At 68.5% G+C, this 22,144-nt stretch carries 20 protein-coding genes; 14 read left to right on the top strand and 6 right to left on the bottom strand.

Translation table 11 applies throughout. The features are described from left to right. The first annotated feature begins 25 nt into the window (after positions 1 to 25). From OG394_RS03520 to OG394_RS03480, 9 genes are read left to right on the top strand one after another with little or no spacing between them, the layout of a single operon-like run. Positions 26 to 1,270, top strand: coding sequence for a hypothetical protein (locus tag OG394_RS03520; protein ID WP_328993369.1), 1,245 nt, complete (start codon positions 26 to 28; stop codon positions 1,268 to 1,270). Further along, positions 1,267 to 2,286 (top strand): hypothetical protein, encoded by a 1,020-nt coding sequence (locus OG394_RS03515; RefSeq protein WP_328993368.1) that lies wholly within the window; start codon positions 1,267 to 1,269, stop codon positions 2,284 to 2,286. The genes OG394_RS03520 and OG394_RS03515 overlap by 4 nt, the downstream gene beginning before the upstream one ends. Continuing rightward, positions 2,286 to 3,446, top strand: coding sequence for a glycosyltransferase (locus OG394_RS03510; protein WP_328993367.1), 1,161 nt, complete (start codon positions 2,286 to 2,288; stop codon positions 3,444 to 3,446). The genes OG394_RS03515 and OG394_RS03510 overlap by 1 nt, the downstream gene beginning before the upstream one ends. After that, positions 3,443 to 3,880 (top strand): hypothetical protein, encoded by a 438-nt coding sequence (locus OG394_RS03505; RefSeq protein ID WP_328993366.1) that lies wholly within the window; start codon positions 3,443 to 3,445, stop codon positions 3,878 to 3,880. Before OG394_RS03510 ends, OG394_RS03505 begins: the two co-directional genes overlap by 4 nt. Then, the gene (locus OG394_RS03500; protein ID WP_328993365.1) at positions 3,877 to 4,926 is read left to right on the top strand and encodes an aminoglycoside phosphotransferase family protein; all 1,050 of its coding nucleotides are present in this window, start codon (positions 3,877 to 3,879) and stop codon (positions 4,924 to 4,926) included. The genes OG394_RS03505 and OG394_RS03500 overlap by 4 nt, the downstream gene beginning before the upstream one ends. Further along, complete coding sequence (locus tag OG394_RS03495) at positions 4,923 to 6,215, top strand: O-antigen ligase family protein (protein WP_328993364.1); 1,293 nt, start codon at positions 4,923 to 4,925, stop codon at positions 6,213 to 6,215. The genes OG394_RS03500 and OG394_RS03495 overlap by 4 nt, the downstream gene beginning before the upstream one ends. Further along, the gene (locus OG394_RS03490) at positions 6,215 to 7,552 is read left to right on the top strand and encodes an oligosaccharide flippase family protein (protein WP_328993362.1); all 1,338 of its coding nucleotides are present in this window, start codon (positions 6,215 to 6,217) and stop codon (positions 7,550 to 7,552) included. Before OG394_RS03495 ends, OG394_RS03490 begins: the two co-directional genes overlap by 1 nt. Beyond that, on the top strand, positions 7,549 to 8,622 hold the full coding sequence (locus OG394_RS03485) for a hypothetical protein (protein WP_328993361.1): 1,074 nt from the start codon (positions 7,549 to 7,551) through the stop codon (positions 8,620 to 8,622). Before OG394_RS03490 ends, OG394_RS03485 begins: the two co-directional genes overlap by 4 nt. Positions 8,623 to 8,640: 18 nt before the next feature. Continuing rightward, entirely contained in the window at positions 8,641 to 9,339 is a 699-nt protein-coding gene (locus OG394_RS03480) for a sugar transferase (RefSeq protein ID WP_328993360.1), read from the top strand. Here OG394_RS03480 and OG394_RS03475 read toward each other — a convergent pair. Then, positions 9,312 to 10,913 carry an MBL fold metallo-hydrolase gene (locus tag OG394_RS03475; RefSeq protein WP_328993359.1) on the bottom strand — a complete coding sequence of 534 codons (1,602 nt, stop codon included), beginning with the start codon at positions 10,911 to 10,913 and terminating at the stop codon, positions 9,312 to 9,314. The two genes, OG394_RS03480 and OG394_RS03475, sit on opposite strands and share 28 nt — an antisense overlap. A gap of 192 nt (positions 10,914 to 11,105) precedes the next feature. Here OG394_RS03475 and OG394_RS03470 point away from each other — a divergent pair, with 192 nt between their 5' ends. Next, positions 11,106 to 12,311, top strand: coding sequence for a hypothetical protein (locus tag OG394_RS03470; RefSeq protein ID WP_328993358.1), 1,206 nt, complete (start codon positions 11,106 to 11,108; stop codon positions 12,309 to 12,311). 42 nt (positions 12,312 to 12,353) lie between these two features. Here OG394_RS03470 and OG394_RS03465 read toward each other — a convergent pair whose 3' ends face one another. Further along, positions 12,354 to 13,718 carry a serine/threonine-protein kinase gene (locus OG394_RS03465; RefSeq protein ID WP_328993357.1) on the bottom strand — a complete coding sequence of 455 codons (1,365 nt, stop codon included), beginning with the start codon at positions 13,716 to 13,718 and terminating at the stop codon, positions 12,354 to 12,356. A gap of 21 nt (positions 13,719 to 13,739) precedes the next feature. Here OG394_RS03465 and OG394_RS03460 point away from each other — a divergent pair, with 21 nt between their 5' ends. Next, positions 13,740 to 14,312, top strand: coding sequence for an RNA polymerase sigma factor (locus OG394_RS03460; RefSeq protein ID WP_328993356.1), 573 nt, complete (start codon positions 13,740 to 13,742; stop codon positions 14,310 to 14,312). 15 nt (positions 14,313 to 14,327) lie between these two features. On the opposite strand, the gene OG394_RS03455 is transcribed toward OG394_RS03460, so the two are convergent. After that, on the bottom strand, positions 14,328 to 15,209 hold the full coding sequence (locus OG394_RS03455) for an RNA polymerase sigma-70 factor (protein WP_328993355.1): 882 nt from the start codon (positions 15,207 to 15,209) through the stop codon (positions 14,328 to 14,330). Positions 15,210 to 15,262: 53 nt separating this feature from the next. After that, positions 15,263 to 16,444, bottom strand: coding sequence for an NAD(P)/FAD-dependent oxidoreductase (locus OG394_RS03450; RefSeq protein WP_328993354.1), 1,182 nt, complete (start codon positions 16,442 to 16,444; stop codon positions 15,263 to 15,265). 229 nt (positions 16,445 to 16,673) lie between these two features. Between OG394_RS03450 and OG394_RS03445 the strand changes: the two genes are divergently transcribed. The 3 genes from OG394_RS03445 to OG394_RS03435 all read left to right on the top strand — a co-directional run bounded on the left by OG394_RS03445 (position 16,674) and on the right by OG394_RS03435 (position 18,971). Next, a complete protein-coding gene (locus OG394_RS03445) occupies positions 16,674 to 17,066 on the top strand; it encodes a hypothetical protein (RefSeq protein ID WP_328993353.1) in 393 nt (130 codons plus the stop codon). A 340-nt stretch (positions 17,067 to 17,406) separates the two neighbouring features. Further along, the gene (locus OG394_RS03440; protein ID WP_328993352.1) at positions 17,407 to 18,096 is read left to right on the top strand and encodes a TetR/AcrR family transcriptional regulator; all 690 of its coding nucleotides are present in this window, start codon (positions 17,407 to 17,409) and stop codon (positions 18,094 to 18,096) included. Beyond that, on the top strand, positions 18,093 to 18,971 hold the full coding sequence (locus tag OG394_RS03435; RefSeq protein ID WP_328993351.1) for an alpha/beta fold hydrolase: 879 nt from the start codon (positions 18,093 to 18,095) through the stop codon (positions 18,969 to 18,971). Before OG394_RS03440 ends, OG394_RS03435 begins: the two co-directional genes overlap by 4 nt. Before the next feature lie 58 nt (positions 18,972 to 19,029). Here the strand turns inward: OG394_RS03435 and ligA are convergent, their stop codons facing one another. Beyond that, complete coding sequence (gene ligA / locus OG394_RS03430; RefSeq protein ID WP_328993350.1) at positions 19,030 to 21,024, bottom strand: NAD-dependent DNA ligase LigA; 1,995 nt, start codon at positions 21,022 to 21,024, stop codon at positions 19,030 to 19,032. A 72-nt stretch (positions 21,025 to 21,096) separates the two neighbouring features. Further along, on the bottom strand, positions 21,097 to 22,068 hold the full coding sequence (locus OG394_RS03425; RefSeq protein ID WP_328993349.1) for an alpha/beta fold hydrolase: 972 nt from the start codon (positions 22,066 to 22,068) through the stop codon (positions 21,097 to 21,099). Positions 22,069 to 22,144 lie beyond the last annotated feature (76 nt).

Raw genomic sequence — 22,144 nt, 5'->3', positions numbered from 1 at the left:
ACACCAACGGACGAAGGGCACAACGATGACCATCGAAGAGATGTTCCGTCGGATCGTGCGGGCCCACCTGGGGATCATCCTGGTGTGTGTGCTCCTCCCGGTCGCCGCGGCGATCGGACTGCAGGCAGGCAAGCCGGCGATGAGCCTGGCCTCGATGAGGCTGCAGGTGGTCTCCGGTGCGCCGTCGTCGGCGACCGAGGCCGAGGGCATCAGCAGCCGCGTCCTGGCCCTGGCCACCACGCACAGCCTGCTCGACGCCGCACTGAAGGAGGCCGGCACCCCACGCGACGTCGCCGACTTCGCCGCCAATCATGTCGCGTCGCAGCGGCTCGGTGAGTCGTCGGTCGTCCAGCTGAGCGTGACCGACAAGGACCCGATCGCGGCCGGCCAGATCGTCATGGCGCTGGGCCGTCAGGTGGCCCTGTTCATGAACCAAGGCGATCGCGCGACCTTCAACGCGGCCATGACGAAACTGGACAAGCAGGTCGAGGACGCCAACGTGCAGCGCGACAGACTCGCTGCGCAGTTGAAGGGCATCGCGGACATCAACGCCCGTGCCAACCTCCAGACTCAGATCCAGGCGGCCGACCAACTGCTCGGGCAGCTGTCCAACCAGCGGGCGTCGCTCGTGGTCCAGGACGCCACCCGCGACATCGTGGTACCGATCGGGAACAAGCCCGAGGTCAGTCAGGTCCCATCTTCGCTGCTGCCCCAGGCAGCGCTCGCGTTGCTGCTCGGCTTGGTGCTGGGCCTCACCGCCGCCGCGATCCTCGAGACGATGCGGCCACGAGTGGCGAGCGTCCGGGCGCTGGCTCATCTGCTGCAGGCGCCCGTGCTCGGCAAGTCGACCGAGGAGATCAGGTCGTTGCGCAACACGATGGCGCTGGCAGCCCGCCGTCAGGGGGTCGACGCGGTCGTGCTGATGGGTGCGGACGAGTCGGACGCCGACACTGTCACCCAGTTGCTCTACGCCCTATCGGGCTTCACGGCCGCGCCGCGGCGGATGAAGAGCCCGGCACCGCCCGGGATCGAGGATGCCTCGGAGCCCAGCGTGCTGGAGATGGAGGCACCCTTCGCGAACGTGCGCTTCACCGGGCTGTCCGCGGTAACACCCCAGGACGAGATGACGGCGGGAGTGGTGGTCGTCTCCGGTGGCACGGTCATGCTGCGCCGGCTGGACGATCTCGACGACGTGCTCAAGGCCGTTCGCTGGCCCGTGCTCGGCATCGTGAACGGTCCGGCCAAGCGCCGCTTCGGCAGGCAAGGGTGAACGCCACAACGACCACACGCCTGCTGCTGCACACCGCCGGGCAGCGGGTCGCGGTCGAAGGATCCCCGGACGCGGTTCGCGCGGTGATCGCGGCAACCGGCGGAGCCGAGATCGCCCACGCGGACGTGCCCAACGTCGTGCTCTCGCTGGAAAATGACCGTCGGCCGTTCGATACCGACGGGTGCGAACCGATCACCCGCGGAGCCTGGGCCACCGGCCGTGGCGAGGCCATCGTCGAGAGCGTCGGCGGCTCGGGCTACAGCCAGCTGTGGTGCATCGACGAGGACGGATTACGCGTGTCGTCTCGCTGGACACCGACCGCGAAGGAGGCCGCGGCGGCGAAGTTGCTGCCGGCCAGGCACCGGGCGCTGTCCGGCCAGGTGCTGGTGCACTATCCGGCACTGTGGCTGGCCATGCAGCAAGGCCTCGCGCCTTTGCACGTCTCGGTCGTCGAGATCGACGGAGTCGCCGTACTGCTGGCCGGGCCGGGTGGTGTCGGCAAGTCCAGTCTGGTCTCCCGCGAGCTGGCCGCCGGTGGCAGGGCGACGTGCGACAACCTCGCGGCCTGCGATGGAACTGTCGCGTACGGCGTCGCCGAGCCGCTCCGGCTGCCCGCCGAACTGACCGATGCCAGTGGCCGGAAGACGTTCCACGGCAGGCGCGAGATCGGCTGGGACTCGCGGATGCGGTCGCTCCGGCCAAGCTTGGTCGTCGTACTGCGTCGCGGGCTGCAGGCCGATCCGAGTGTGCGGCTCATCTCCGAGCGGCAAGCCAGGCGAGCCATCGTCGCGGGGACCTACTCCGCCGGTGAACTGCGCCGGTTCTGGGCGATCGCGTCCGTTTTGGCGCTGGCCACCAAGTGCGGTCCGGTCCACCCACCGGTCGAAGAGGTCGCGGCCTCCCTGGCCGCACGACTGCCGTGTCTCGAGCTCGAACTGGGTGAGCGGTCCGGCGCGGGTCTGGCCGAACTGTTGCAGCCGTTCCTGACTGCCGCTCGCTCGAGCGGAGTGCGGTGATGTCCGGCCAAGCGCGGATCGAGGTCGCGCAGATCGTCACCCGGTTCATCGCAGGTGCGGGCGGCGTCGCGCTGCGCGGAGTACTGCCGCTGGATCCCGATCGGTACAACGTCACCATCATCACCGGCCAGGGCGGCTCCTTGACCGACCGGGCGGAGGCCGCGGGCTTCCGCGTCATCCTCGAACCGTCCCTGGTCTCGCCGCTGTCCCCTCGCGATGACAGGACCGCCTTGCGCAGGCTCACCGCGCTCTGCCTGGCCGGCCGGTACGACGTGGTTCACACGCACAGCGCGAAGGCGGGAGCACTCGGCCGGCTGGCCGCGCATCGGGCCGGCGTACCGCTGATCGTCCACACGTACCACGGGTTCCCGTTTCACGAGTTCCAGAACCCGCTACGCCGGGCGGCGTACGTCGCGATCGAAAGAAGGCTCGCCACCATCACCGATGCCGTCCTGGCGATCGGCAGCGGGGTCGCCACCGAAGCGCTGCGCCGCGGCCTCGCCACGCCGTCAAACGTACGAACGATCGCGCCTGTGGTCGAGGCGATCACCGTGCCGAAGACCGAGCAGTCGCGGGCCGCCGCGAGAGCCGCGCTGGGGATCAGCGACGGCGCCGTGGTGATCGGGACGGTCGGCCGGATCGACTACCAGAAGGCCCCAGAGCACCTGATCGCCGCGATCGCCAGGCTGCGGCACCAGGATGCGATGGCCGTCTGGATCGGTTCCGGGCCGGGCCTTGCCGAGGCCGAGAGGCTGATCCGTCGCGCGGGGCTGGTCGACCGCTTCGTCTTCGCCGGCGAACGGTCCGACGTTGCCGCCCTGTTGCCCGCGTTCGACGTGTTCGCGATGGCGAGCCGCTACGAGGGATTGCCTTGTGCGGTCGTCGAGGCGATGCGCTGCGGCGTGCCGGTGGTGGCAACCGCGGTCAACTCCCTGTCCGACCTGGTAGTCCCCGGCGAGAGCGGAGTACTGGTTCCGCCCGGGCGGCCGGACCTGCTCGCGGCCGCGATCGACGGCGTACTGGACGACCCGCGGGCGGCGGAACGAATGGTGGCGCTAGGGCGAGTCCTTGCCGGCGCCAACTTTGACGCCGGGCGACTGGCCGAAGTGCTGGACCAGGTCTACTCCACCGGGCGGACCGCGGGGTTGGTGGCGCGATGAGCATCCCCGAGCCGGCCGCCGGCACCCGGCTCACGACCTCGCCCTGGCTGACCCTGTGCCCGCTCGGCACCTTGGAGATCGACGCCCGGACGATCGACGCCGGTACGGCGGATCAGCTGAAGCCCAACCTGCCGGTCGTCCTGATCGACCAGCGGCCATTGAGCCGCCGTCGGCTGCAGCGACTGGCGCGGACGTTGTCCATCGAGGTCGAGCGCGAGTTCATCGTGCTGCCGTCGCTGCGCCACCCGCTGATCCTGATCGACGACACCGAGGCCGCGGTCCGCCACTTCTGGTCCGCGATCGCCACCGTCCCGCCGGGCCTGGCATTCACCGCTCTGCCGGCGTCCGCACTGCTCGCCCTGGCACGGAACCTGCCCTGGAGCTGGACCGGCATCGCCGCACCTGGCCGCGCTCTGCTGGGGAGACGACCATGACCGAAGCCCCCCGGGCGATCCATCCACGGCCCCGATCGGTGCGCGACCTGCTGCTCGCGCCGGCCACCCGCGGCGTGCTGCTCGCAACCTCACGTGATCCGGACGCCAAGCTGACCTTCATCGTCACGCCGCCGCCGGGCACCTACCCGAACGGCCCGGTGGCCATCAAGATCCCGGCCACCCCGGTGGCCGCGAGCGCGATCAGGAGCGAGACGCGGATGCTGCTCGATCTCCGCGAGGTCCCAATGGGCAGCATGGCCCAAACCGTTCCCCAATACGTGGACACTCTCGACAGCGACGGCCTGCCCGCACTCGTCTCGACCGCGTTACGCGGCACGCCGATGAGCATCGGATACCACCACTGGCTGCACACGGCACGACCGCATTTGGTCGCCACGGACTTCGCCCTCGCCGCCGGCTGGCTGCGCCGGTTCCAGATGGCGACCGCGGGTGAACGCGGCCGGATCGAGTGGGCCGCGGAGGTCGGCGACCAGCTGCGTCACCGGTGGCCAGGTCACCCGCACTTGGCCGCAGCCCTCGTTCGGCTGACCTCAGCCGATCACCAGCTCGGCGTTCAGGAAGTGGCCCGCACGATGGTGCACGGCGACTACTGGTTCGGCAATCTCCTCCTGACCGACGGTGTGATCTCAGGTGTGGTCGACTGGGAGGCCGGAGCTCATAGCGGCTGGCCGCTGCGCGACCTGGTCCGGTTCGCCCTCAGCTACTGCCTCTACCTCGACCGGCACACGCGTCCCGGCCATCGGGTGCTGCGGCACCGAGGCCTCCGTCGTATCGGCTTCGGGCCCGGCATCACGTACGGACTGCTCGGCGACGGCTGGCTACCGGACCTCGTCCGCTACTACCTGCGCGATGGTCTGGTCTCCCTCGGGCTGCCGCCTGACCTCTGGTACAGCGCGGCCCTGACCGGACTGGGCGAGGTGGCTGCCCTGGCGAACGACGACGACTTCGGCAGTAATCACCTCGATCTGCTGGCAGGGCTGCCGCTCTGGCCGACCGATCACCACGGACAGGGGGCAGGCCGATGACGATCGAGCTTCCACAACGTGCGCCCGGCGGCATCGCCCGGACCAGACCACCTCGCGGTGACGTACTCGCGACGATGATGGGGCTCACCGTCTGCCTGCTTCCGTTCCTGCTGCCGACCGGGCCGGCCAACACCGCGCTGACGGACGTCGGCATGACGCTGTGCATCGGACTTGCCCTGCTGTGGTCGGTTCATGAGCACCTGCCCGTCAAAGTGCCTTATCTGGTGGGGGTCGCCGGTCTGGTGCTCGGCGGTGCTTTCGCGGCCATGGTGGCGCAGGCGCCCGTCGGTGTCGGCCTGGTGCTGGCCCAGGACGTACTGCTGCTCGCCTGGAGCGCCGCCCTGGTCATGGGACGGCATAACCCGGCCGTGATCGCCGCCGTCAGCCGCGCCTGGTGCCGGACGGCGCCGGTCTACTCGGGCGTGATGGCGCTCTCCTACATCCTCGGCATCAACGCGCTCACCGGCGTCTCGGCCAAGGACGGCGTGCGTGCGTCGTACACGTTCGGCGATCCGAACCTGGCGGGGAACTACCTCGTCGTCTCGCTGTTCATCATGGCCGCCTGCAAGTGTCCGCGATCGCCCGGCGTACGGCGGATCGCCTACGCCCTCGTTCTCGCCGCCATCGGCTTCACCGGATCGAACGGCGCCATGCTGACCCTGCTGGTCGCGCTGACTCTCTGCGTGGCGGTGACCGGGTACAAGCGGTATGGCGCGGTCGTCGGTCTGTCGACGCTGGCGGCGTCGACGCTGGTGGCGGGCCTGATGTTCAGTTTCGTGATGCCACGGGTCGACCTGGGGCAGATCCGTGAAGCGGCGGCCGGCAGCGTGCCGCTGCTCCGCGACTCCTTCGGCCGCAGCGGCAGCTCCACCAGCGAACGCGCGACGATCGTGAACGAAGGAACCAACCTGTTCCTGCAAGGCGACGCCACCGGTTTCGGCCCGGCGCGGACCAAAGCGACCCTCGCGGCCAATCAGGCGCCGTACGTCAAGGAAGCGCACAACGACTACCTCGCGACGCTGCTCGAACGCGGGTTGATCGGTGCGATCGGCCTGCTGGCTCTCGGCGTCGCGGTATTCGTGCGCTGCGTACGACTGGTGGTCGGGAAGCTGCCGGACGACTATGCCGAGCTTGTGCCACGGCCCTGGCTGCTCGCTGTCATAGGACCGGTGATGGCCACGGCCGCGGGGTTCTACGAAGTCCTGCACTTCCGTCATCTGTGGACCTGGCTCGGCCTCGTCGCAGTGCTGGTTCTTGTCATGCAGGACCGTCAGAAGAAGCGGGTCTGATGAGCAGCCGGCTGCGGATCCCTGTCACCGGCGAACTGCTCCGGACGGTACTGGCGAACACCTCCGCCCGTGGATTGGCAATCGTCGGACTCACGCTGGCTACCGTCTTCGTGGCAAGGATCGGCGGCCCGGCCGCTGTCGGCGAGTACGCACTGCTCCGCATGCTGCCCGGCCTGGTGGGCGTCCTCTGCGTGCTCGGCCTGCCCGGTGCGTTGGCCTACTTCCTCGCGTCGCCCCGGCGCGACCTGCCGAGGTTGTGGCCGACGCTCATCGCCATCGGCTTCGGAGGTGCAGTGCTCGGCACCGCATGCTGGCTGATCGCCTCACCGGTGGTCGCGAAGGTGTTCTTCCCCCAGGAGTCGGTCCTCCTGATCGCGGTCGCGGGCGCGACCGTTCCGACCCAACTACTGCTGACTCTCGGCAAGACGGCCTTGCAGGGTCTCGAGGATCGCCGGGGTGGCGATGTGGTGATCGCCGCCGAAGAGCTCGCGTTCTTGCCGTGCTACCTGCTGCCGCTCCTGGTCGGGTTCCACGGGGTGGCGGCGATCGTGATCGGACTCGGACTGGCGGATCTCGTCGTCGCCGTCGAGGCCTGGCGCAGGGTCAGCCGACGACTCGGCTGGCGACGATTCGGCCTGGCGGGTAACGGCTTCGGGTGGTGGGGGCGGCCAGATCGCGCGCTGGCAGGGCGAGTTTCGTCGTACGGACTGCGAGGTCAGGTTGGCGGGTTCATCACATTGCTCAACCTGCGCCTGGACTTCGCGATCCTTGGTGCGATGGCAGGTCCGGCGGTACTGGGCGGCTACGCGGTCGCCTCGAAGTACGCGGAACTTCTCCGGCTGCCGGGAACGGCTCTGACCTGGGTGTTCTATCCACGGCTCGCCAAACTCGGAGAGACCGAGGCCGCCTCGGTCGCGCGCCGGATGATCCGGCCGACACTGCTCGGCATCGTGGTCGCCGCCATCCCGATCTTCCTGCTGACCTCGCCGGTGATGCGCCTGCTGTACGGCGAGGAGTTCGGCCCGGCGGTCGCGCCCGCGCGGGTGCTGCTCGCCGGGATGCTGCTCGCTGGGGCGTCGGGGGTGGCCAGTGCCTACTTGTACGGACGCGGCACGCCCGGCCTCAACTCGATCGTGCTCGGCATCGGCTTGGTCATCACGGTGGTTCTCGACCTGCTGCTGATCCCCGCCTACGGAGCACTGGGTGCCGCGGCCGCCTCGACAGCGGCGTACCTCTGCACGGACGCGCTTCTGATCGCCCTCCTGCTTCGGCTCAGCGGACGGACTCGTGCCCGCCACAGCACGGGCGCGGTACGAGCTGCCGAGGTGTCGCCATGAAGGTCGCAGTCGTCCCGCTCGCGCTCCTACTCCTGTTCTCCGGTTGTTCCAACGAGACCCCTGGGGCGGGCCAGTCCCCCTCTCCGGGCATCACGAACACGGAGACGCCATCGCAACCGACTGGAGGGTCCACGCCCCCAGCCACCTCGTCCGCCCCGGCACCGAACCCCAGCACCGACCGGTACGTCGGGTTGGCCACCGCCCTCCACAAACGCGGTGTCTCGATCTGGTGGGAGACCGATCTGGTCGCCCGCTGGCTGGATGGACCGGCTGCCTTCAACCAGGCGATCGCGCGGCTCGGCGAGCTGGCCAAGGTGCCGGGAACCATCGGTTTCAAGGTGTCCGACGAGCTCGGCTACCGCGACGGGCTCATTACCATGGCCCAAGCGGCCGACTTCCTCAGGCAGTCCAAGACCGAACTCGGCAAGGTTGCCCCCGGCAAACAACTGCTGGTGGACGCGATCGTGCCCGAACTCGGCTGCCTGCCCTGGCGCGGCACGAACCAGCAGGGCTGCGCCCAACGCGTACGACTGAAGTATCCGGCGGCGACCGCGGCCGCGATGGAGAGCTACCTGCGCGCCGGGCTGATCGACCGGCTCGACCTGAGCACGGGCTTGCTGGAGGACTCCACTTACGCCAAATGGGGACTGACCAAGCGCGAGGCCCAGACGGATGCGTGGGATCGGGTCAGGAACCAGGGCTGGGCGCAACTGACGATCCTCCAGGCCCGCAAGGCGCTGGCCGAGCCCGATGGCTATCAGGGCTCGGCCGAACAGGCAGGCGCCGACGCCACCGACTACATCGACATTCCGGTCACCGCCGGGGCGAAGGCAGTCGATATCTGGACCTGGCGGCAGCAGTACCAGGGCAACACCGTCAGCCTGCTCGGCACCGACCTGTCCGCGAACTCGCTCTGGACCGAACTCGTCCGGCAACGCGGCCGCGGCCGGCAGCTCGTCACCCACATGACACCGTCCGCGATGCCCAGCGACGATGCCGCGTTCGCCCGCGAGTGTGATCTGGCCGCCACAGTGTTCACCGCGGTGTTCGTTGCCGCCGGCACCGGCTGAGAGAAGAGGTGCACACCCATGTCGCAGAGAACCCGAACCCACACTCCAGTACGACGATCCGAGGTCGACGGCGTCGGACCGGTGCGGCGCACACTCGACATCCTCGTGGCCGTGGTGTTGCTGCTTCTCGTCTCGCCGTTCGTGGCGGTGATCGCCGTTCTGATCCTGGTGACCGACGGGCGGCCGGTCTTCTTCCGGCAGACCCGCATCGGTGAACTGGGCCGGCCGTTCCGCCTCTACAAACTGCGCACCATGCGGGTGGTTGCCTCCGGCCCCGAAGTCACCACCCAGCGGGACCCCAGGATCACCCGCATCGGCGCGTTCCTGCGCCGCACGGCGATCGACGAACTCCCCCAGCTCTGGCACGTACTACGCGGCCAGATGACCCTCGTCGGCCCACGCCCCGAGAGCGACAGCCTTGCCAGCCGCTACCCCGCTTCGTGCCAGGCGATCCTGCTCGCCCGTCCTGGCCTGACCGGTCCCGCCCAGCTGCACTATCGCGAACGCTCGAACGTCCTTCCCGAGGGCTGGTCCGACGTCGAGGCCTACTACCTCCAGGTCCTCGTGCCCATCCGGGTTGCCGCGGACCAGGAGTACCTGGCCGACCCCTCCCTGCGGCGAACGATCCACTATCTCTTCCTGACCGCACTGTTCGTCACCGGTTTGAGGGACCCCCAACGCACCGTTGTTCAGACGGCTTCCGACACCTCTTCGTAGGAGCTGACCGCCTTCACGTAAAGGGAGTCCGAGCGTGCGTTCAGGCAACTGCCGGTCGTCAGGTCGAACTCGAAGTTGTGGCCCAGGCAGCGCAGTACGCCGTTGATCACGACACCTGTCTCGGCCAGATCCTCACCGGCATGTGGGCAGAAGCGGCTGACCTGGATCTGCCGGCCGTCGACGGTGATCTCGATGGTCTCCTCGGGGTCGCGGGCGGCTTCGAACTCCTCGACAGCGCGGAGAGCGGCGCGGTCGGCATGCTTCAGTAGGCCCACCAGGTAGTCGTTGTAGAGGTCGGGCTGGCGACGAGCGGTGAAGCGAAGGGAGAGAAGCAGCTCCTCCCACCGGGTACGGCCAGACACGACACCGTCGAGCCAACGACCATCCAGCACGAGCCGATAGTCCGCATGGCAGTCGCCGCCGTCCAGGTCGACGACCACGCGGTCCGGGCCGATGTGGGCATCCCAGACGCCCCCGCCCGGGCCGGAGACCTCGAAGCGGACGGTCATGCCGATCCGTGCGAGGAAGTACTCCGACAAGGTCCCGAGCGACTCGAAGTGGGCCTTGAACCTCTCGGCCAGCCCGGGCGCGGCTGGTGGGTTCGCCGCCCAGGCAGCCTCGATCGCGGAGCGGCGCCGGGCGGCGTACTCGGTCAGGTAGCGGCGTCGTTCCTCGGCACCGGCGTCGAGCGCGAACCCCTGCCAATGCTGATCACGGAAGACCTCCAGCCCACCAAGCTCCACCCGGTCACCGGGCAGCAGCGAGACCCCTGCCTGTTCCGGAATGCGCTCGGTCAACCACGCGAGCGCCTCGCCCTGGTCCGGGAAGATGCCACCCGGCTGGAGCCCACTGTTCAGCTCGAACAACTCGTCGTCGAGGAAGCAGGGCGGACCGGCGTACGGCATCACCAGCCGCGGCCGGACCGAGCGGACGAGCCGGGTGACCGCTTTGAACTTGCCGACCCGCTTGATGGTGGAGATCCGCTCCCGCTCGACCTCGTCGTACTCGTACCGGACCGGGTGCCAGCTGGCACCGGACATCTGCGCGCCCATCAGGTCGAACGGTCCGCCGACCTCGGCCATCGCCCGCCTGGTCTGCGCGAGCGAGATCCGGGCGTCGTTCGTATGCAGCACGCTCCGCCCGGCCACCTTGATCAGGACCGCGGAGTCGTGACTCATCGGGCACTGCTCGGGAATCACGGTGAGCCAGTCGTCCGGGTCGTCGCCGAGCGGGTATCGCTGCCAGGCATCGAGGACGACCACCCGAGTCCGGCCGATCGCGCGGAGCCGGCGCTGCATGATCGTCGACGGATAGCGCGGTATCACCACCGGCACCTCCGGCGGGAGGCCGGCGATCAGGTCCAGATCGAGATGGTCCAGATGTTCGTGCGAGACCACGACCAGGTCCACCTCGAGCAGCTCGGGCGTGAGCAGGTGCGAGTTGTCCGGGAACGGGAACCAGGCGCCGAGGAAGGCGCCGCCCGGGGACAGCCAGGGGTCGGCCAGCAGCCGGATTCCGGGCGCGTCGAGGCGCAGGCCGGCATGACCCAGCGCGGTGACGATCGGCTCGCTCATACCCCTAGGCTCCCGGGATGGCACTGCGTGATCATCACCCGCTTGGATGAGAGCACCTACGCCGTCTAGGCCAGGTAGAACCCGGTCCCAGAGCCCGATCTGGGAAATTTCAGGAAGTCGTGAACCGAACGTGCCCCCGGACCATCAAACCCTCCCGTTAAGACAGACTGAGAAACCACTTTGGAGGGCACTATGAACCGGAGCATCAAGCTGGCCGGCCTCGTCACGGGCGTATCGCTCGCGGCCGTGGTGGCGGGAGTGCTCGTCGCCGCGCAGCAGTCGCCTGACCTCGCGTCGGCGTCCGGCGACGTGAAGCCGATCGACAGCAGCGCCAGCACCCCGACGGTGCCGACGCCGTCCACGAAGCCGAGTGGCCCACCGGGGACCGCCGGCACAACGCCGACGAACAAGCCGACCGGCAACCCGGCCATTCCGGTCAAGCTGACGCTCGACCTCACCAAGCTGAAGCAAGGCGACGCACCGAAGACGCCGTACGTCGCGGACCGGACAGTGCACTTCGGCGACACCGAGTTCACCCTGCCGGCGTCCGACGGCGGGGTCTGGGACGTGGTCCGCGCCGGTGCCGGCAGCGCGCTGGTGCTGCACAGCCCGAAGAACGACGGCACGGCCGTGCTCACCACCTGGAGCGGGGGTTCCAGGGGCGCGACCGTCAAGAGCGTGAACTCCGTAGCGTCCTCAGCCGATCGCACGACCAGCGCCTACACTGTTCAGCCGACCGCTGCGGACGGCAGTGAGCTTCCACGGTTCACGGTGACCTGGCGCGACAACCCCTCCGGCGAGACGATGTCGCTGCAGCGCACTGGCGAGAGTGGACCGATCGTGCGCGCGGTCATCGGCAGTGAGGTCTACTTCAGTGCCCTGGGCAAAAACTCGAAGGAAACCCTGTACGTGTGGACCGCGGGCTCGGACCAGCCGCGGGCCATCAGCGCCGTACCGACGCCGTCCGCGGTGTCATCGGACGGGCAGCTCGCGGCAGGAGTCGTCTCGCAGCTCGACGACGGCAGCTGCACCGCAGTGGTCGACCTGGCGTCGGCCAAGAAGCGCTGGAGCACCTGCAAGTACGCGGTGGACGAGTTGCCCGGCGCGGGCGACTTCGCGCTCGGCGGACCGGCCTACCGCGACGGCTACGGCGACGGCGTGTTCGCAGCCCTGGACGTGCGGAACGGCAAGCTGATCCGCGAATGGTCCGGCGGCTCCGCTGTCGCGATCGTCGGCACCGTGTTGGAGGACGCCGACCACATCCTGACGCTGGCCGAGCAGGGCAACCAGACCGCCATCGTCCGGTGCGCGCCGAAGACCGGCACCTGCGAACTGGCCGCCCCCTTGAAGAACGGCACCGGCCACGACGAGAAGCGGCCGTACCAACTCGGCCACTGACTTCTTCAGGTGCGGTCCCTCCGCGGAGGGGCCGCACCTTCGTCATTTCGTCGGCTGGTAACGCACCGAGTCGAGCACCCGCTCCGCTTTCGTTTGATCGTCGGCCCGGACCTGGATCCGGATCAGCGCCCCCTGGCTCAGCATCACTCGCTCGTACGTCGTCATGCCGTCCGGGCAGCCGTCGTACTTGGCGGTCACCGCGGCGGTCCCGGAGGTATGCACGGGCGTCGCCGTACAACCCGCCGGCACCGGCAGACTGGTGGCCGCGGGCAACTCGCCGCCCCGCGGCAACACCCCTGTGAAGACGCCCGACACCTTCGATTCGGCCTTGCCCCAGGTCTTGTTGTCCTCGCTGACCAGCAGACCGGGCAGAGTCGTCGAACCCGTCGGCTGCCAGCCCCCGTCGGACCGGCTGTCGGCCCAGCCGCGGGGTAGATCGACCGACAGGATTCCCTGCCTGTCCTCGACCCGCACCCAATTCCGGTCGTTGCCGTACTGCCAGCCCAGGTAGCCACCGGCGCCACCCAGCAACGCCGCCGCGACTGTTGCGGCCACCCAGGGCCACGCCGAAGGTCGATCGGCGGCGGGGCTATGCACCAGCGCGGCCAGCTTGAGGGCTTCGGCGAACGATCGGACGTCGGGCCAGCGCTGTTCGCGGTCCTGGTGCAGTCCGCGCAGGATGACCGCGTCCACCTCGGCGGGAATGTCGTCGCGAACCGTGCGCAGCGACTCGGGCGGTCCGTCGACGGCCAGCACCGCCGCCAGGGTGGTCGCGCCGTACGGCGGTTGGCCGGCCAGCGCGGCGTAGGTAACCGCGGCCAGCGCATACAGGTCGGCTCGTGGATCGAGGACGTCACCGCGAACCTGCTCGGGCGCGACGTACGCCGGGGTGCCGCCCGGCATCGTTATCCGTGACACCGCGTCCAGCGATTTGCCCAGGCCGAGATCGCCGAGCATCGCCCGTTCGCCGGTCGGGGTGCTGCGGAACAACACGTTCTCCGGCTTCACGTCCCGGTGCAGGACGCCACGGTCGTGCAGCTCCTGCAGACCGGCGCTGACGTGCTCGATCACGTCCACCGTCTCGGACAGGGCGAGCGGGCCCGCCTTGATCCGGGCGGCCAGCGTGCCGCGGTCGGCATACGTGAGCACCAGGAACGGCCGGTCGTCCGCGGTGGTGCCGATGTCGTGCACACCAACGACGTACGGCGACTCGACCTTGCGCAAGAAGCGGCCCTCTTCGACGAACCGGCGGCGTACGTCGTGGTCGTCGACCCAGTGCTCGGCCAGGACCTTGACCGCGACCTCGGCGTCCAGCTCCTCGTCCCGGACCAGCCAGACGGCAGCGAAACCACCGCTGCCCAGCTTCCGGACCACGGCATAGCGGCCAAAGTGAGAGGGCTGAACCATGGCGTCATTATCCTCAACACCATGTCAATCGATGCGGACGCGCTCGACGAACTGGCCCGGCGCGCTGCAAAAGATCCCGCGCTACTGGACGAGCTGATCCGGCAAGTGCAGCCGCAGGTGATGCGGATCTGCCAGCGCGTGTTACCTCATCGCGCCGACGCCGAGGACGCCTGCCAGGATGCGCTGCTGGCGGTCGCGACAAAGGTCGGCACCTTCTCCGGCCGGAGCCGGTTCACCACCTGGGTCCACGTGGTCGCGTCGAACGCCGCCCGGGAAACGTACCGGCGGCTCAAGCGCCGCGCGGTCGAGAACGCTTCGGCTGTGCAGCAGGACGATCGCCCGGCCAGGTACGACCGGCCAGATCCGCGCACCACCAGCGTTGTCGCCGGCACCCGGCTGGATCTGCTCGACGCGCTGGAGCGGCTGGATACCCACCATCCGGAGACGGTCACCGCGCTGGTGCTGCGCGACGTCTACGAACTCAGCTACGACGAGATCGCCGACCAACTCGGCGTCCCGGTCGGTACCGTCAAGTCCCGGATCAACCGGGCTCGCGAATCGCTCAAACCCCTGCTGCTCCCCCGCCAGGACTGAGCCCACCCTTCAGCTTCAGCCGAGAGTGTCGGTGCCCAGGTACAACCCTTTGAGTTTGTTGGGATTGACCTGGAAGCGCAGGTTCTGGATGCGGCCGTCGACGAGGTCATAGGTGAACGCGGCACCCGGGTTGCCGCCGATCAGGGCGAGGGTGCCGAGTTCGCCATTGATGTCGGCGGACTCGAGCGTGAAGCCCGCGGAGACCGGTTTGGCGAGCACACCAAGGATCCAACGGGCGACATGGTCGGCGCCGTGCAACGGACGCCGGGCCGCGGTCACCACGCCACCGCCGTCGGACCACGCGGTGACATCGGGGGCGAGCAGATCCATCAAGGCGTTGAGATCGCCTCCCGAGCAGGCGGCCATGAACTGCTCGGTGATGTGCGACCGCTCGGCCTGGTCGGTATCGAACCGCGGGCGGCGAGACTGGACGTGCCCCTTGGCGCGGTGCGCGATCTGACGAACCGTGGCCTCGGGCCGGTCGAGCGTGTCGGCGATTTCGGCGTGCGAGTAGCCGAAGACCTCGCGCAGCAGGAACACCGCGCGCTCGACCGGATTCAGGGTTTCCAGCACCACCAACATCGCGGTGGAGACGGTGTCGGCCAATTCCGTCTGCTCCGCGATGTTCGGCGAGGTCAGGAGCGGCTCGGGCAGCCAAGGGCCGATGTACGTCTCGCGGGTGGCCTTGGCGGACGTGAGCCGGTTCAAGGAGAGGTTGGTGACCGTACGGACCAGATAGGACTTGGGGTGCGTGACCGTCGACTGGTCGATGTCGTGCCACTTCAACCACGTGTCCTGCAAGATGTCCTCCGCATCGGTGACGGTGCCGAGCATCCGGTAGGCGGTCGAGAACAGCAGCCGTCGATGCTCGATGAAGGGATCCAGTACGTCGGCCATCGGCTTAACCTATCCGCCCGCCTCACCTATCCGCCGCTGCGATGTCTGACGCTTCAGCCTTTGGCTGCGCGAGTCGCCTTGCCGTCCTTGGACAGCTGGACCGACATCGTCAGCTTCCTGCTCAGCTTGAAGGTCGGCACCGGGCTGCTGCTGACGGCCTCCTTGTACTTCACCGCGACACGTCCGGTCAGATGGAACCGTCCGGGGGTGTCGTCGGCGTTGGTGAACTGGATGACCGCGTCCTTGCGTCCGAGGCTGACCGGCTGGTGGAAGTAGCCGAACCGGAACGGCTTTACCTGCTTGCCGCGCAGTTCCCGCGCGATCGCGTCGGCGGTATAGGCGGCGGTCGGCAGGCCTGACTGGCAGGTGCCGTGGATCTGGCCCCAGGGCTGCCGTACAGCCGCGGCATCGCCGATGGCGTGGATGTTCGGGTGCGACACCGAACGCAGGCCCGGGTCGACGACGATCAGGCCGCGGGCGTCGGTTTCAATGCCCGCCTGGGCAGCCAGCGGAGACACCCGGACGCCGGCGGTCCACAGAACCAGGTCCGCGGCAACCAGCTCGCCGTTGGCCAGCTCGACCGCATCGGGAAGGACCTTGGTGACAGCGTGACCGATCTCGCGCACGACACCGAGCCGGTCCAGCGCCTTGTTCAGGTAGGCCCGCGCTTTGTCGCCCATCATCGCGCCCGGGCGGCTGCCACTGATCAGCGTGACCGTCAGTCCCGGGTGGTTCTCGGCGATTTCGGCCGCGGCCTCGATGCCGGTCAAGCCGCCGCCGCAGACCGCGACCTTGCCGCCATCGGCCGCGACCGCCGCGAGCTGTTCGGAGAAGCGGTGTGCGGTGCGGGGATCGTTCAAGGTCCAAGCGTGGTCGGCGGCACCGGGCACGATGTCCGTGGCCGTGCTGCTGCCGAGCGCGTACACGAGGGTGTCGTAGCGCAGGGCCGTGGTGTCGTCGACGAGGACCCGCTGGCCAACCGTGTCGATGGACGTGGCCCAGCCCTGGACGAACTCGACGCCGGCGCCTGCCAGCAGGTCGGGAATCCGATGATCGGCAAGTTCCTGGCCCGCCGCGATCTGGTGCATCCGCAGCCGCTCGGTGAAGCGGGCGGACGGGTTCACCAAGGTGATCTCGACATCGAGCTTGCGGGTCCGCCTGGCCAACCGCACTGCGGCCAGCATGCCGGTGTAACCGGCGCCGAGGACGACGATCCGATGCGGGTGGTGGTTCATGTCGTTGCTCCCTGGTCGGTGTCACCGGTACGGGGTTCGTCGGTTGGTGACGGCCATGGGACAGATAACGACGGTGGAACGTGACACCCGATCTTTGTGACCCACGCCACATTCGCCCCGGCTCTCGCGGTAGAAATCGTCGCTGAGTGGACAGGTTTAGGGGGTGGTACCGGTATGCAAGCGTTTGATTACCTACCGCAATCAAACCTTACGGGGAAGGAAGACCACCATGAACGTTCAGCGCGTAGGCCAGTTCGTCGCAGTGGCCACAGTCAGCGGCCTTGCCGCCAGCGGCCTCACCTCGGCACAGACCACCGCGGCCGAGTGCGGCACCAAACTCGAGGACTATGCCGGCCATAACTACCGCGGCTTCGAGGGCGTGTGGGACACCCTTTGGCAGTTCGACAAGGACGGCAAGCTCATCCTCGACAATTTCGAGGGAAAGCCGTCGTTCACCGCCGACAAGGAGAAATTGGCGGTGAAGATCGCGTCCCAGGAGTTCATCAGCGCAAGCCGGGTGTGCGAGCCCGACTCCGGCACGCCCGGAATGATCACCCTCTACTGGCAGAGCCCGGACCGGCCATGGAGCAGCGACGCGCTCGTCCTGGTAAAGATCAAGTGATCGACCACCAGCCCACTGGCGGCACGTTCTAACCAGCAGCACCTCACCACCTGCCGCGGCGCGCTAGCTGCCGTCGCCCTCAAGGTGAGCTGCACGACGGCCCTACGACGGCCACCTGACGCCGTCGTAGGGCCGTCGCCGCGCGGCCAGTCCTCGCACAGGCGAGCCTTTCGCCCGTTCGGGCGCTCCCGCCCGGCCCGAAGCCTCTGGAGATCGGCGCCGAAACGTCGAATCCTGGCGCTCGCAAGCCGCCGATCTCCGTCACCGCGGCCGTTGAGCCTTGACGGAACTTAGAGATCTCTCTAGAAATAGACCACCCTCTAAGAATGAAGGTACTGCGATGCCGACTGAGCGGGCCGCCCTTGAGACGGCGCAGCTGCGTGAAGGAGGCCTGCGCGAGCGTCACAAACTGGCGCGGCGCACTCGAATCCTCGAAGCGGCGCGCGAGCTCCTGCGGGAGCGGCCCGACGATCCCCTGACGGCCGAGCGGATCGCCGAGCGTGCGGAGGTAGCGCCCGCGACCGTCTACAACCTCGTCGGACCGCGCGACAAGATTTGGCAGGCCCTCGCCGCATCCTTCCTGGGAGAGCTCGAGCAGCGCCTCGCCGAAGCCCACACGCGCGATGCCATCGGCCGCGCACAGGAAGTGGTAGCACAGACGGTCGACCTGTTCATCGAGAACGCCAGTGTGTCGCGGCGGATCCTCATCGAGTGGGAGCAGAGCGGGCTGGTCCTCAGCCGCGGCCCACTCAGCCACTTGCGGCACGCTCTCGCCGACGCACAGCGCACAGGCCTGCTGCGCACCGACATCGACGTGGCAACACTCGCCGGGGTCGTCGCCAGCGCCAGCGTTGGCGTAACGCACCAATGGATCGCCGGCCAAATCGACGAGCAACAATTCGCCGCCCAGGCACTCCTCGCCCTCGACGTAGCCCTCGCCGCGGCGGCCGTGGACCAACAACGCAGCCACTTCCTGAGCCGCTTGAATAGCCACCGCACGGTACGACCCACAACGCGACAGACGACATGACCACCAGCGCCGCCGCGGAGCCGGTACCGCTGGTGCAGCGGTTCGAGGGCAGCGGCGGGATCGGGCTCGTGGCGGACGTTTGGGGTGTGGAGGACGCGCCGCCGATCGTTCTCTTGCATGGCGGCGGCCAGACTCGCGGCGCGTGGAAGGCGGCGGGGCGGTTATTGGCTGGCTTGGGGTGGAGGGTCATCGCGCCGGATCTGCGCGGGCACGGCGAAAGTGACTGGTCGCCCGACGGCGCCTATGACGTCGACCTCTTCGCCGACGACGTACGCGCGATCGTTGCCGGCCTCGGCGAGCCGCCCGTGCTCGTGGGCGCTTCGCTCGGCGGCCTCAGTTCCTTGCTGGCCACGGGCGAAGCACCGCGAGCCGTCACCCGCGCCCTGGTACTCGTCGATGTCGCCCACCGCCCGAACCCTGCCGGTACTCGCCGAATCGTCGACTTCATGGCGGGCCGGCCAGACGGATTCTCAAGCCTCGACGAAGCCGCCGATTCCGTAGCGGCCTACCTACCGCATCGTGATCGTCCGGAAGACCACGACGGACTTCGGCGGAACCTGCGGAGGAAAGGCGATCGCTGGATCTGGCACTGGGACCCACTCCTGGTCGAACGCTTCGTCGATCGCATCCATACGCCCGGCGCCCCGGCGCGCTATCTCGCCGCCGCCCGTGCCGCCAGTGTCCCGATCTTGCTCGTCCGGGGCGCGATCAGTGACGTCGTATCCGACGTGATCGCCGCAGAGTTCTGCGCGAAAGTACCCGCCGCCCAACGCATCGACGTGGCAGGCGCCGGTCACATGGTCGCCGGCGATCGCAACGAGCACTTCATCCAGGCGATCCTCCCGTTCCTGGCCGGCCTCCGCCAGAGCACCTGAGCCTCATCTCCGCCCTCGCCCTGGCCGCGGCGACTCTCGCTCGCGGCGCACGCCGGTGTCAGAGGGTGATGCCTGCGGCGGAGAGTTGGCGCCAGATTTCGGCTTGGTCGACGACTCCGACGCCAAGTTTTTCGGCCTTGGTGAGTTTGGAGGCGCCGACGTCGGCACCGGTGATGAGGAGGTCGGTGCTGGCTGAGACTGACGAGGCGATGGTGGCTCCGGCGTTCTCACAAAGACGCTGGAAAGCCGGCCGGGCGACCTTTTCGCCGGAACGAGGGTCGCTGATCGCGCCGGTGACGACGACCGTTTTGCCGGCCAGAGGGGCACCCGCGGCGACGACGGGTGGGAGGTCTTCCTCGAGGACGTCGAGTGATACCCCGGCTTCGCGAAGGCGTTCGAGTTCGGGTCGGAGGCGGGCCAGGTGCTCGACGAGCGAGGCGGCGACCTTCGGTCCGATGTCGTCCACGGCGACAAGCCCATCCTCGCCCGCTTCGGCGACCTCTTCCAAGGAACCGAAGCCCGCGCGGCAAAGGCGCGCTGCGGTGCCTTCCGAGGCCATCGGGATGGCGAGTCCGATCAGGGCGCGACGGAGGCCGACCTGGCGGCTGTTGTCGATCGACTCGATCATCCGGGTGGCGGAGATCTCGCCGATGCGGTCGAACTCGAACAGTCTCTCTTTGGTCAGGCGGTAGAAGTCCGACGGGTGCTCGAGGATCCCCGCTTCGGCCAGGCGCTCGATCCACACCCCGCCGATCGCGTCGATGTCGGCCGCTGCCCGGGAGGCCCAATGGATCAGCCGTCGTACGGTCTGGGCCGGGCAGGCGACGTTGGTGCAGAACAACTCTCGGCTGTTGCCTTGCTCGGTCAACGGCTGCGCGCAGGACGGACAGGTGGTGGGCGGCACGATGTCGCGCTCCGCGCCGGTACGCCGGGACGCGTCGAGCACTCCGGCGACGAACGGGATCACGTCACCGGCTCGACGCACCAGAACCGTGTCGCCGATCTTGATACCGCGGGCCCGGATCACCTCCTGATTGGCCAACGTGGCGCGCGTGACCGTCGTACCGCCGACGAAGACCGGCTCAAGCCACGCGACCGGGGCGATCTTGCCCGTCTTCCCGACATCCCAGACGACGTCGGCCAGCACGGTGGTCTTCTCCTCCGCGGCGAACTTGAACGCCAGTGCGCCGCGCGGCGAGCTCGAACGGGTCCCGGCCGCGGCGAAGGCGCCGCGATCGGCCAGTCGCAGCACGGCGCCGTCGAGGTCGTAGTCCAAGTCGTTGCGCTGCTTCTCGATCGTGGTGATCACAGCCTGCGCCGCGGCCGCGTCATCGCAGTGCTGCATGTCGGCGGCCGTGAACCCGAGGGCCTGCAACGCCCGGTCCAGGTCGGAGTCCGTGCTGTCGGGATCGGTGTGGAGGTCGAACGCGAGGAACTGCAGGCGGCGCTCGGCGACCGTGGCCGGATCCTTCGCGCGCAGGGTGCCGGCGGCGGCGTTGCGTGGGTTGATCAGCGGCCTGTCCGGGTGGTTGGCGTTGTAGGCGGCGAAGGTGGAGCGCAACATGACCGCCTCACCCCGAACCTCGACGCGGCCCGGCGCGTCGACTCTGGTCGGTACGCCGTCGGCCAACGCCCGCACCAGCGGGGTCACGTCGTCACCGGTCGTCCCGTCGCCACGCGTGATAGCCCGCGCCAGCTGACCGTTCTCGTAGACCAGTGCCAGGGAAAGCCCGTCCAGCTTCGGCATGACGACAACAGACCGGCCCGGGAAGCGGTTGAAGAACGCCTCGACCTGCTCCGGGCGGGTCGCCTTTTCCAGCGAGAGCATCGGCCGCGAGTGCCGGACCGGCGCATGCAGCACTGCAGGCGCACCGACCTGGTCCAACGGGTTCGGATCCGGCGCCAGCTCCGGGTTCGACTCGATCAGCGTGCGCAGCTCGTCCTCGATCGTGTCGTACTCCGCGTCCGCCACCGCCGGCGCACCCTGGTAGTAGGCGTCGCGCAGCAGCACGATCTGGTCAGCGAGCTCCTGAATGCGTTTCCCAACGTCCACGACGAGAACGCTACCGGTCACCTCCGACAAAATCCGCTACCGCGCCCGCCTCGGCATACACGATGCTGAAGCTCAGCCGAGGAAGGTGGTGAGGGCCGAGAGGACGGCGGTGGGATTCTCCTCGGCGAGGAAATGCGCGGTGTTCGGCACCTTCTGGACTCGCACGTCGGTGCCCTGCCCGGCCCAGACGTACTGCATGAAGTCGTAGCTGTACTCCGACGCCAGACCGAGCAGCGGCGCGGTGATCTTGCCGTACGTCGCGAAGTCGGCGATATCGGTATGGAAGGCCTGGTACCAGGCGTTCCCGGCACGGATCGCGTCGGGCTTGGCGTACGCCTGCGCGTAGATCCGGCGGTCCCGCTCACCGATCGAGGCCGGGTCCATCAGGATCGTGTCGAACAGGTGATCCACCAGGAAACGCGAACGCCCCGCCACGAGTTGTTCGGGCAGTCCCTGTACCTGGTTGAAGGCGAACCACCAGAGGTTGAGCCCCTCGTGCGGCCGCGGAAGCAACGGGATGTCGTACAGGCTCGGATCAGGGTGGCCGACGTCCATCAGCACGACCTTGTCCGTCGCCGCGGCGTGGTTGACGGCAAAGCTGTGCGCCACCATCGAACCGATGTCGTGGCCGGCGATGTTCACCTTGCCGAAGCCGAGGTGCCGGGTCAGTTCGAAGATGTCCCTTGCCATCGTCTTCTTGTCGTACCCGCCGGCCGGTTTGGCCGAGCCGCCCATACCGCGCATGTCGAGCGCGATCACCTGATAGCGCTCGGCCAACGCCGGCAGCACTTTGTGCCACGCCCACCAGGTCTGCGGCCAGCCCGGAACCAGCACTAGTGGCTCCCCCGAACCGCCCGTCACGTAATGCAGCCGGACGCCGTTCACCTGTGCGTACCGGCTGCGCAGACCGAGCGATCTCGCCAGCGCCTCATCGGATGGCGCGCCCGCCTGCGCTTGAGCCTGCGCCGCTTGCGCTGCTCCACCTGTCAGGACCGCCGCCACGCCTGCCCCGAGCCCTAATGCCCTTCGCCTGTTGATGTCCATGTCGCCCGCCCCTTAACGGATAGCCTCACAGAACAAGGCCAAATTACCGACGGCGAGGGCCACTGGTCCTTTGGAG

Source organism: Kribbella sp. NBC_01245 (genome assembly GCF_036226525.1).
GTDB lineage: Bacteria > Actinomycetota > Actinomycetes > Propionibacteriales > Kribbellaceae > Kribbella.
The sequence above is the reverse complement of the archived record's forward strand: the minus strand, read 5'-3'. Positions and strand labels throughout refer to the sequence as shown.

What these genes read in the sequence shown, in the direction of transcription:
- OG394_RS03460 (WP_328993356.1), top strand. Translation starts at nt 13,740, where the DNA reads ATGTCAATCGATGCGGACGCGCTCGACGAACTGGCCCGGCGCGCTGCA.
- OG394_RS03505 (WP_328993366.1), top strand. Translation starts at nt 3,443, where the DNA reads ATGAGCATCCCCGAGCCGGCCGCCGGCACCCGGCTCACGACCTCGCCC.
- OG394_RS03520 (WP_328993369.1), top strand. Translation starts at nt 26, where the DNA reads ATGACCATCGAAGAGATGTTCCGTCGGATCGTGCGGGCCCACCTGGGG.
- OG394_RS03485 (WP_328993361.1), top strand. Translation starts at nt 7,549, where the DNA reads ATGAAGGTCGCAGTCGTCCCGCTCGCGCTCCTACTCCTGTTCTCCGGT.
- OG394_RS03480 (WP_328993360.1), top strand. Translation starts at nt 8,641, where the DNA reads ATGTCGCAGAGAACCCGAACCCACACTCCAGTACGACGATCCGAGGTC.
- OG394_RS03510 (WP_328993367.1), top strand. Translation starts at nt 2,286, where the DNA reads ATGTCCGGCCAAGCGCGGATCGAGGTCGCGCAGATCGTCACCCGGTTC.
- OG394_RS03425 (WP_328993349.1), bottom strand. Translation starts at nt 22,068, where the DNA reads ATGGACATCAACAGGCGAAGGGCATTAGGGCTCGGGGCAGGCGTGGCG.
- OG394_RS03495 (WP_328993364.1), top strand. Translation starts at nt 4,923, where the DNA reads ATGACGATCGAGCTTCCACAACGTGCGCCCGGCGGCATCGCCCGGACC.
- OG394_RS03490 (WP_328993362.1), top strand. Translation starts at nt 6,215, where the DNA reads ATGAGCAGCCGGCTGCGGATCCCTGTCACCGGCGAACTGCTCCGGACG.
- OG394_RS03470 (WP_328993358.1), top strand. Translation starts at nt 11,106, where the DNA reads ATGAACCGGAGCATCAAGCTGGCCGGCCTCGTCACGGGCGTATCGCTC.
- OG394_RS03455 (WP_328993355.1), bottom strand. Translation starts at nt 15,209, where the DNA reads ATGGCCGACGTACTGGATCCCTTCATCGAGCATCGACGGCTGCTGTTC.
- OG394_RS03445 (WP_328993353.1), top strand. Translation starts at nt 16,674, where the DNA reads ATGAACGTTCAGCGCGTAGGCCAGTTCGTCGCAGTGGCCACAGTCAGC.
- OG394_RS03475 (WP_328993359.1), bottom strand. Translation starts at nt 10,913, where the DNA reads ATGAGCGAGCCGATCGTCACCGCGCTGGGTCATGCCGGCCTGCGCCTC.
- OG394_RS03435 (WP_328993351.1), top strand. Translation starts at nt 18,093, where the DNA reads ATGACCACCAGCGCCGCCGCGGAGCCGGTACCGCTGGTGCAGCGGTTC.
- OG394_RS03465 (WP_328993357.1), bottom strand. Translation starts at nt 13,718, where the DNA reads ATGGTTCAGCCCTCTCACTTTGGCCGCTATGCCGTGGTCCGGAAGCTG.
- OG394_RS03440 (WP_328993352.1), top strand. Translation starts at nt 17,407, where the DNA reads ATGCCGACTGAGCGGGCCGCCCTTGAGACGGCGCAGCTGCGTGAAGGA.
- OG394_RS03500 (WP_328993365.1), top strand. Translation starts at nt 3,877, where the DNA reads ATGACCGAAGCCCCCCGGGCGATCCATCCACGGCCCCGATCGGTGCGC.
- OG394_RS03450 (WP_328993354.1), bottom strand. Translation starts at nt 16,444, where the DNA reads ATGAACCACCACCCGCATCGGATCGTCGTCCTCGGCGCCGGTTACACC.